Source organism: Arthrobacter sp. TB 23, from assembly GCF_000294595.1.
Classification (GTDB): domain Bacteria; phylum Actinomycetota; class Actinomycetes; order Actinomycetales; family Micrococcaceae; genus Arthrobacter_D.
This window is the reverse complement of record NZ_ALPM01000065.1, coordinates 79,233-85,334: the sequence shown is the minus strand read 5'-3', so window position 1 is coordinate 85,334 and position 6,102 is coordinate 79,233. Positions and strand designations below refer to the sequence as shown.

Annotated in this window: 9 protein-coding genes and 1 riboswitch; of the genes, 4 read left to right on the top strand and 5 right to left on the bottom strand. The window is 62.7% G+C overall.

Features of this window, described 5'->3' with window-relative positions:
- The 4 genes from modA to B384_RS0109825 all read right to left on the bottom strand — a co-directional run.
- Positions 1–696: molybdate ABC transporter substrate-binding protein (gene modA, locus B384_RS18475; protein WP_019482945.1), on the bottom strand; the 696-nt coding region annotated here is incomplete at its 3' end.
- Position 697: 1 nt separating this feature from the next.
- Positions 698–1,102, bottom strand: a complete 405-nt coding sequence (locus B384_RS0109835) for a TOBE domain-containing protein (protein ID WP_019482944.1) — start codon at positions 1,100–1,102, stop codon at positions 698–700.
- Positions 1,103–1,153: 51 nt separating this feature from the next.
- Complete coding sequence (locus tag B384_RS0109830) at positions 1,154–1,498, bottom strand: DUF3140 domain-containing protein (RefSeq protein WP_019482943.1); 345 nt, start codon at positions 1,496–1,498, stop codon at positions 1,154–1,156.
- A gap of 109 nt (positions 1,499–1,607) precedes the next feature.
- Complete coding sequence (locus B384_RS0109825) at positions 1,608–2,201, bottom strand: YdcF family protein (RefSeq protein WP_019482942.1); 594 nt, start codon at positions 2,199–2,201, stop codon at positions 1,608–1,610.
- A 271-nt stretch (positions 2,202–2,472) separates the two neighbouring features.
- Here B384_RS0109825 and B384_RS0109820 point away from each other — a divergent pair, with 271 nt between their 5' ends.
- The 4 genes from B384_RS0109820 (at position 2,473) to mutM (ending at position 5,104) form a co-directional block, all read left to right on the top strand.
- Positions 2,473–3,039, top strand: a complete 567-nt coding sequence (locus B384_RS0109820) for a YceD family protein (protein ID WP_019482941.1) — start codon at positions 2,473–2,475, stop codon at positions 3,037–3,039.
- Between the two features lie 2 nt (positions 3,040–3,041).
- Complete coding sequence (gene rpmF, locus B384_RS0109815; protein ID WP_024476178.1) at positions 3,042–3,245, top strand: 50S ribosomal protein L32; 204 nt, start codon at positions 3,042–3,044, stop codon at positions 3,243–3,245.
- 63 nt (positions 3,246–3,308) lie between these two features.
- The gene (rnc, locus tag B384_RS0109810; protein WP_019482939.1) at positions 3,309–4,097 is read left to right on the top strand and encodes a ribonuclease III; all 789 of its coding nucleotides are present in this window, start codon (positions 3,309–3,311) and stop codon (positions 4,095–4,097) included.
- An 8-nt stretch (positions 4,098–4,105) separates the two neighbouring features.
- The gene (gene mutM / locus B384_RS0109805; RefSeq protein ID WP_019482938.1) at positions 4,106–5,104 is read left to right on the top strand and encodes a bifunctional DNA-formamidopyrimidine glycosylase/DNA-(apurinic or apyrimidinic site) lyase; all 999 of its coding nucleotides are present in this window, start codon (positions 4,106–4,108) and stop codon (positions 5,102–5,104) included.
- A 302-nt stretch (positions 5,105–5,406) separates the two neighbouring features.
- On the opposite strand, the gene B384_RS20810 is transcribed toward mutM, so the two are convergent.
- Entirely contained in the window at positions 5,407–5,751 is a 345-nt protein-coding gene (locus B384_RS20810; protein ID WP_192813081.1) for a hypothetical protein, read from the bottom strand.
- Between the two features lie 174 nt (positions 5,752–5,925).
- Positions 5,926–6,102, top strand: a riboswitch (cyclic di-AMP (ydaO/yuaA leader).

The window sequence follows — 6,102 nt, the reverse complement described above, 5'->3', positions numbered from 1 at the left end:
GACGTTGCCAGCCGTCATGGCCGCCAGCGGATAGGTGGTGACCGCCTGGTCGGATTCGTCGAAGTCGATGCCCTCCACCGCGTCTCCTGCTGCCAGCACATCGGTGACGTAGACCAGCCCGGCGTCGGCCTCTCCGGAACGCACCTTGCCCAGCACATCGGTGACCGAGGATTCCTCGCTGACCGCATTCACCCTGATGCCTGCCGCTTGCTGCGCCTGGGCAGCCGCCGCCCCACAGGGCACCTGCGGGGCGCAGAGGACAACCTTCGTGGTCGGATCCGCCAGATCGCCGAAATCCGCCACGTCTGCCGGATTGCCCGGTGGAACAGCGATCACAAGGGTGTTGGACGCGAAATCCACCGGAGTTCCGTCGATCAGGCCCTGCTGGACCAGACGGTCCATGGTGGCGGTGTCCGCTGCGGCAAACACGTCGGCTGGGGCGCCGGCGGAGAGCTGAGTGGCCAAATCCGAGGAACCGGCGAAACTCAGGGTCACCTCCATCCCCGGATTCGCCGCTTCAAAGTCTTCGGCGAGCGTGGTGAACGACGATTGCAGGGATGCCGCAGCAAAGACGGTCAACGTTTTTTCCGCTGAATCGCCGGGGGCGCCGCAGGCCGTCAGCGCAAGAACTGCCACCGACGACGCAGCCAGGAGACGACGTCGTCCTCCGGTTCGCAACTCAGGTTTGGTCTGCACGTCAGGCTTTCCGGCCGGGGGTTTCGACAATCACGGTTGTCGACTTCACTACGGCAACAGCCACCGAGCCGGGCTCCAACGCCAGATCACGCACGGCTTCGGCGCTCATCAGCGACACCACCCGATGCGGTCCGCACTGCAGCTCCACCTGAGCCATCACCTTGTCCGTCACCACCCGGGTTACCAGTCCCACAAATCGGTTGCGGGCGGAACTGTCCATCCCCGAAGGATCGTCCGGGAGGACCGCCCGCTCACGGGCCAGGTGCGCAAGTTCCAACCCATCGACTGTGGTGATGCCAGTCTCCGACTTTTCCCCGGTCAGGGTGCCATCCTCCACCCAGCGGCGCACTGTATCGCTGCTGACCCCAAGATAGTGAGCGGCATCTTTAATGCGTATCTGCGACATAAAACACACTCTATCGCAGCAGATGCGGCAATCTAGGGGTCTTCGAAAGCCCTAGTCCTGCTCGAGTGGGTCATGCCCCCAGTTCATCAGCGAGTACCGCCACCGGGAGTTTTCCAGGTCAGCTGAGGGCTTCTGCGCCAGATGCCGGTGGATGTAGCCCACGACTTTGTGCATGTGTTCGACATCAGATTCGCTCAGATCCGCTTTATTGGTCCGCAGCATCTTCACAATCCGCCGACCGGATGCATGACCCACGGATTCCCCGCCGTCACCCTTCTGACCGACCGCTTTGGACTCATCGGTTTCGAGCCACCGCTCCAGGGTGGAGGCATTCATGGTGACAGCCTGTTTCCAGTCGGACCAGATTGAATCCAGTGACTTTTCGGAATCGCTCATCGGTGGCGCTACCCCTCAGGCAGTAGGTGAGGCCGCACTCCATCGGCGGGCCCTGATAGCGCTAAGCATACTGACCAATGCGGTGAACGCACCATGGTACGGGCGGCTGTCAGATGCGGTTGGCGCACACCGGCCGCAGGTAGCTCGCGGTGAGGGCGGCGCTCTCCTCGACGAAGCGGGGCAGCCATTCGAGGAAGCCATGGTTCGGCTCGGAGGGCACCATGACCAGGTCCGCAGTGGAGCACTGGCTGAGGTTGGTGAAGGCGCGAAGGGAGTGATAGTCCGACGTCACCACGATCAGCGTGTCCCAGCCCCGATCGGCGGCTAGCCGGGCCAAGGCACGAGCCTCCCCCCGGGTGGTCTGGGGGTCAGGCTCAAAGCACACCCGAGACTCGTGGGCCGGGCGCCGGCACAACTTGTCGGCGTCGACGTTTCCCGGGGTGCTGGTAGTGGACATCACCAGGATGGATGAGTGGCCGGCTGCGACAAGCTCCTGCCCCACGGGGAGCCGCTCCGAACTGGCGCCACCCAACACCACCACAGCGTCTGCCTCAACGTTTGCCACGTGGGCAGCGTCGAAGACCGGAGGGTTGATGAAGAGTGAGTAGCAGGCGAGCAGCCAGACGCCGGCGAGGGCCACCAGGACAGCCATCGATCGCCGCAGCCACAGCCACACGGCACTGGTGGCTGGGGGAATCTTCACTGGACACAGCCTACGTGCCGGGGTGGGGGAGATGGGGGACCAGACCCCGCCGGAGCGCCGGATGGCCTGGGACCTACCCGCGTGGCGCGTTTGGCTCTGCCCCCAATCCGTGGTGAGGTGGGGCATGAGCGGCACTCGCCGTCGTCGTCGGCAATAGCCGCATACCGGGTCCGCAGGAACTGGTTTGAGCCGGGCGGGCTTATCAGGCTAAGATGATACGTCGGTCATATGTTCTACAGGAGTTCCCATTAAAAGCGATCTCAGTTCGCCTTTGATTTTCAACGTCAAGGACCTCGGGCGCAGCCCGGGCAGCATGCGAACAATCGAAGAACATGTACCCGCACCAAAGGATTTCGGTGTGGTTCTCATCGGTGTTCAGGAAGGTTCCCCCGTGGAACTGGATCTGAGACTTGAGGCAGTACATGAAGGTATTTTGGTATCTGGTACCGCAGACGTCGAGATCGTGGGCGAATGCGGCCGGTGCCTGGATCCCATCAGGTACAGCAGCAGCATCGATGTGCAGGAGCTTTTCTACTACGACGACGTCGAGTTGTCCGAGGGAGAAGAACCTGTTGAAGAGCACCGGGTAGATCGGGATTCAATTGATCTTGAGCCGGTGCTTCGGGACGCAGTGGTAACGTCGCTGCCGTTCCAGCCGGTGTGCCGGGAGGACTGCGAGGGTCTGTGTTCTGAATGTGGAGCACGCCTTGCAGATGACCCCGATCATCAGCACGAAATTTTGGATCCCCGCTGGTCCGCCCTTTCCGGGTTGACTGGCACTGCAGCGTCAAGCGACGCGGCAGCAAGTACAGAGTCTGTCGAGAGAGAAGAGAGTTAGTCGTGGCTGTTCCTAAGCGGAAAATGTCCCGCTCGAATACCCGTGCACGTCGGTCCCAGTGGAAGGCAACTGCGCCCAAACTGGTGAAGACCGTGGAGAACGGCCGCGTTACCTACAGCCTGGCTCACCAGGCCAAGGTAGTAACCGACTCCGCTGGCACTGCACTGTTCCTTGAGTACAAGGGACGCAAAGTAGCCGACGTCTAACGACCGCTGCGTACCCCGGCAACGGGGGACCCGCAGCGTTCTTATGCGAATGCGTAAGTAGACGTGGCTAATACTGAAGACCTTCTGAAGCGTCTCGGTGTCTCTATAGACGCCGGGACGCTTCGTCTTGCCCTGACACACCGCTCGTTCGCCTACGAGCACGGGGGCATCCCCACCAACGAGCGCCTGGAGTTCCTGGGCGACTCGGTGCTGGGACTCGCGGTCACCGACGCGCTGTACCGGGATAACCCCGACCTGTCAGAGGGCGATCTCGCCAAGCGACGCTCCGCCGTCGTCAGCACCCGTGCCCTGGCCGGGATTGCCCGCGAACTGGACCTCGGCGAGTATGTGCTCCTGGGTCAGGGGGAGAAGCTGACCAACGGCAAGAACAAGGCTTCGATCCTCGCTGACACGATGGAAGCCATTATTGGCGCTACCTACCTGGACAACGGTATTGAAGTGGCTCGGGCCATGGTGATGCGGCTTGTCGCGCCGCTGCTTGGCAGTGCTGCAGCGATGGGCGCCGGCACCGACTGGAAAACCAGCATCCAGGAAATCGCCGCAGCACGCCGGCTCGGCGCCATTGACTACAAGGTCACCGGCTCCGGCCCCGACCACGCACGCACCTTCGAAGCCCTCCTCATGGTCGGCGGACTGCCGTATGGCTCCGGGTCGGGTCCCTCCAAGAAGGAAGCCGAGCAGGAGGCAGCCGCCGCGTCGTGGAAGATGCTCCGGCACCTCGCCCACGAACCGAAATCGGCCGCTTACTCGGTGTCGACCCCGGCCAATGGCACTGGCCCTGCTGATGCTGCTGACGTGACTGCAGCCCCCGGTCCGGCCGAGTCAGCCTAAGCCGTACCATGCCTGAACTTCCCGAGGTTGAGGTGGTGCGTCGCGGCCTCGCCCGCTGGGTGTTGGGACGAACCATTGACGACGTCGACATCCTTGATGTCCGCTCCATCCGCCGTCATGGGCTGGGCGCCGAGGACTTCGCCGGCAATCTGGTGGGAGCCCGGGTGCTGGACGTGGTGCGGCGGGGAAAGTTCCTGTGGATGCCGTTGGCACCTCCGGCCGAGGCTGGTGGGACTGCCACGAGTGGTGGCACGAGTGGTGTCGCGCCAGTGGCCCTGATGGCTCACCTGGGTATGAGCGGCCAGCTGCTGGTCAAAGACGCAGGCTTGCCCGAGGAAAAGCACTTGCGGGTCAGGCTCACCCTGTCGGCTGTCGACGATCCTGATGCCGGACCCCTGCCGCAGGAGCTTCGGTTTGTTGATCAGCGTATTTTCGGCGGCCTCTTTGTGACGTCGATGGTGTCGACCACAGACGGCCATCCGGGTGGGCTGGGGGAGAGTCCACTGCCGCTGATCCCGATTGAGGCTTCTCACATAGCCCGCGATCCACTGGATCCGGCGTTCTCCTTCGATGACTTCTTCGCAAAGCTCCGGCGACGCAGGACCGGAATTAAACGAGCGCTACTGGACCAGGGATTGGTATCGGGAATCGGCAACATCTACGCTGACGAAGCGCTGTGGGCAGCCAAAGTCCACTATGCCCGCCCCACGGATGTCATGCGCCGGGCCGACGCCCTACGGCTGATTGATGCCTGCCGTGATGTGATGCTGCGGGCGCTCGACGCTGGCGGCACCAGCTTTGACTCACTCTATGTGAATGTCAACGGCAGCTCCGGTTACTTTGAACGTTCCCTCAACGCCTACGGCCGCGAGGGCGAACCCTGTACCCGCTGCGCCGCCGACCCGCTCTTTGACAGCCTTTCGCTGATCCGCCGCGAGATGTTTATGAACCGTTCGTCGTTCAGCTGCCCGCGGTGTCAGCCGAAGCCCCGCAACGGCCGCTGGTAGGACATCCCTGCAGCCGGGATCCTTGGCTCAGCACTCCCTCGCAGCTCACCCGTGACACGTTGCCCACTAGCCCCAGTCCCACTCCCGCTCCACCAAGGAGACTTACCCACATAGAACGGGTGACGCCGCACTGACACCCCCAAAGAGGGCAACCATTGGGCATGGACACAGTCAAGACACTGCAAGAACCAGGCGGCGTGGCACGCCGTAGGGAACCCACCCGCGCCGGTCTGGGATCCGTTCACCTTTGCGCAGCCCTCGTGAAGGGTGAGGTGGTAAACCCAGGGCCAGGAGTCTTTGCGCTACCCGGCATCACTGGGAGTCTGCTCACTGCAACGTGTGTCAAAGCTGAACCGGCCTGGATCAGTGCCGCAGCGCAACGAAACCTCTGGGTGCTGCGTCCACCATCGTGGTTCCATGTGAGCGTCACCCACCTGCGCCGCGCAGGACTCAGCGTCCAAACACAGGTGTACATCAAGGGTGTGGGACGGCTTGATCTGTTCGTCGAAGGACAGCTGGGCATCGAAGCCGGCGGACGCAACCATCACAGTGGTCCCGCCGAATTCGCCGAAGACCGCCGCCGATGGAACCTGCTCACCACCGGTCGAGCACGGATTCTCCGTGTCACCTATTCGATGCTCGTTCACGCCCCGGCGGAATTCCTGCAGGTCGTGTTGGATTGCCTCAGCCCTCCACGGTCGGACCCGCGCCCCGACCTGGGACATCCAACAGCATACTGCCGCCGTAACCTAAATGTGACAAACCCGGACCACGAAATGTACAGTGGACCGCACGTCGGGTTCCGTTCAACTCAGCGTCCTTTCGACAGATTGCCTAATTCTGCCGCCGTCGTAAGGTCCGTTCGCACACATCAGGCAGAAGCGGGGGAACCAGTAGTAGTGGTCGTCGCCAGACGACCTAGGGGTGAAGGCGCACAGCGCCCGGGTGGCTCCCATCCGAATCCGACAGCTAACTTCGCAGGCATTGGGAGAGGCAAC

Bases quoted from the DNA above. Each gene is read 5' to 3' on its own strand.
- B384_RS0109835 (WP_019482944.1), bottom strand. From the start codon at position 1,102: ATGTCGCAGATACGCATTAAAGATGCCGCTCACTATCTTGGGGTCAGC.
- B384_RS0109830 (WP_019482943.1), bottom strand. From the start codon at position 1,498: ATGAGCGATTCCGAAAAGTCACTGGATTCAATCTGGTCCGACTGGAAA.
- mutM (WP_019482938.1), top strand. From the start codon at position 4,106: ATGCCTGAACTTCCCGAGGTTGAGGTGGTGCGTCGCGGCCTCGCCCGC.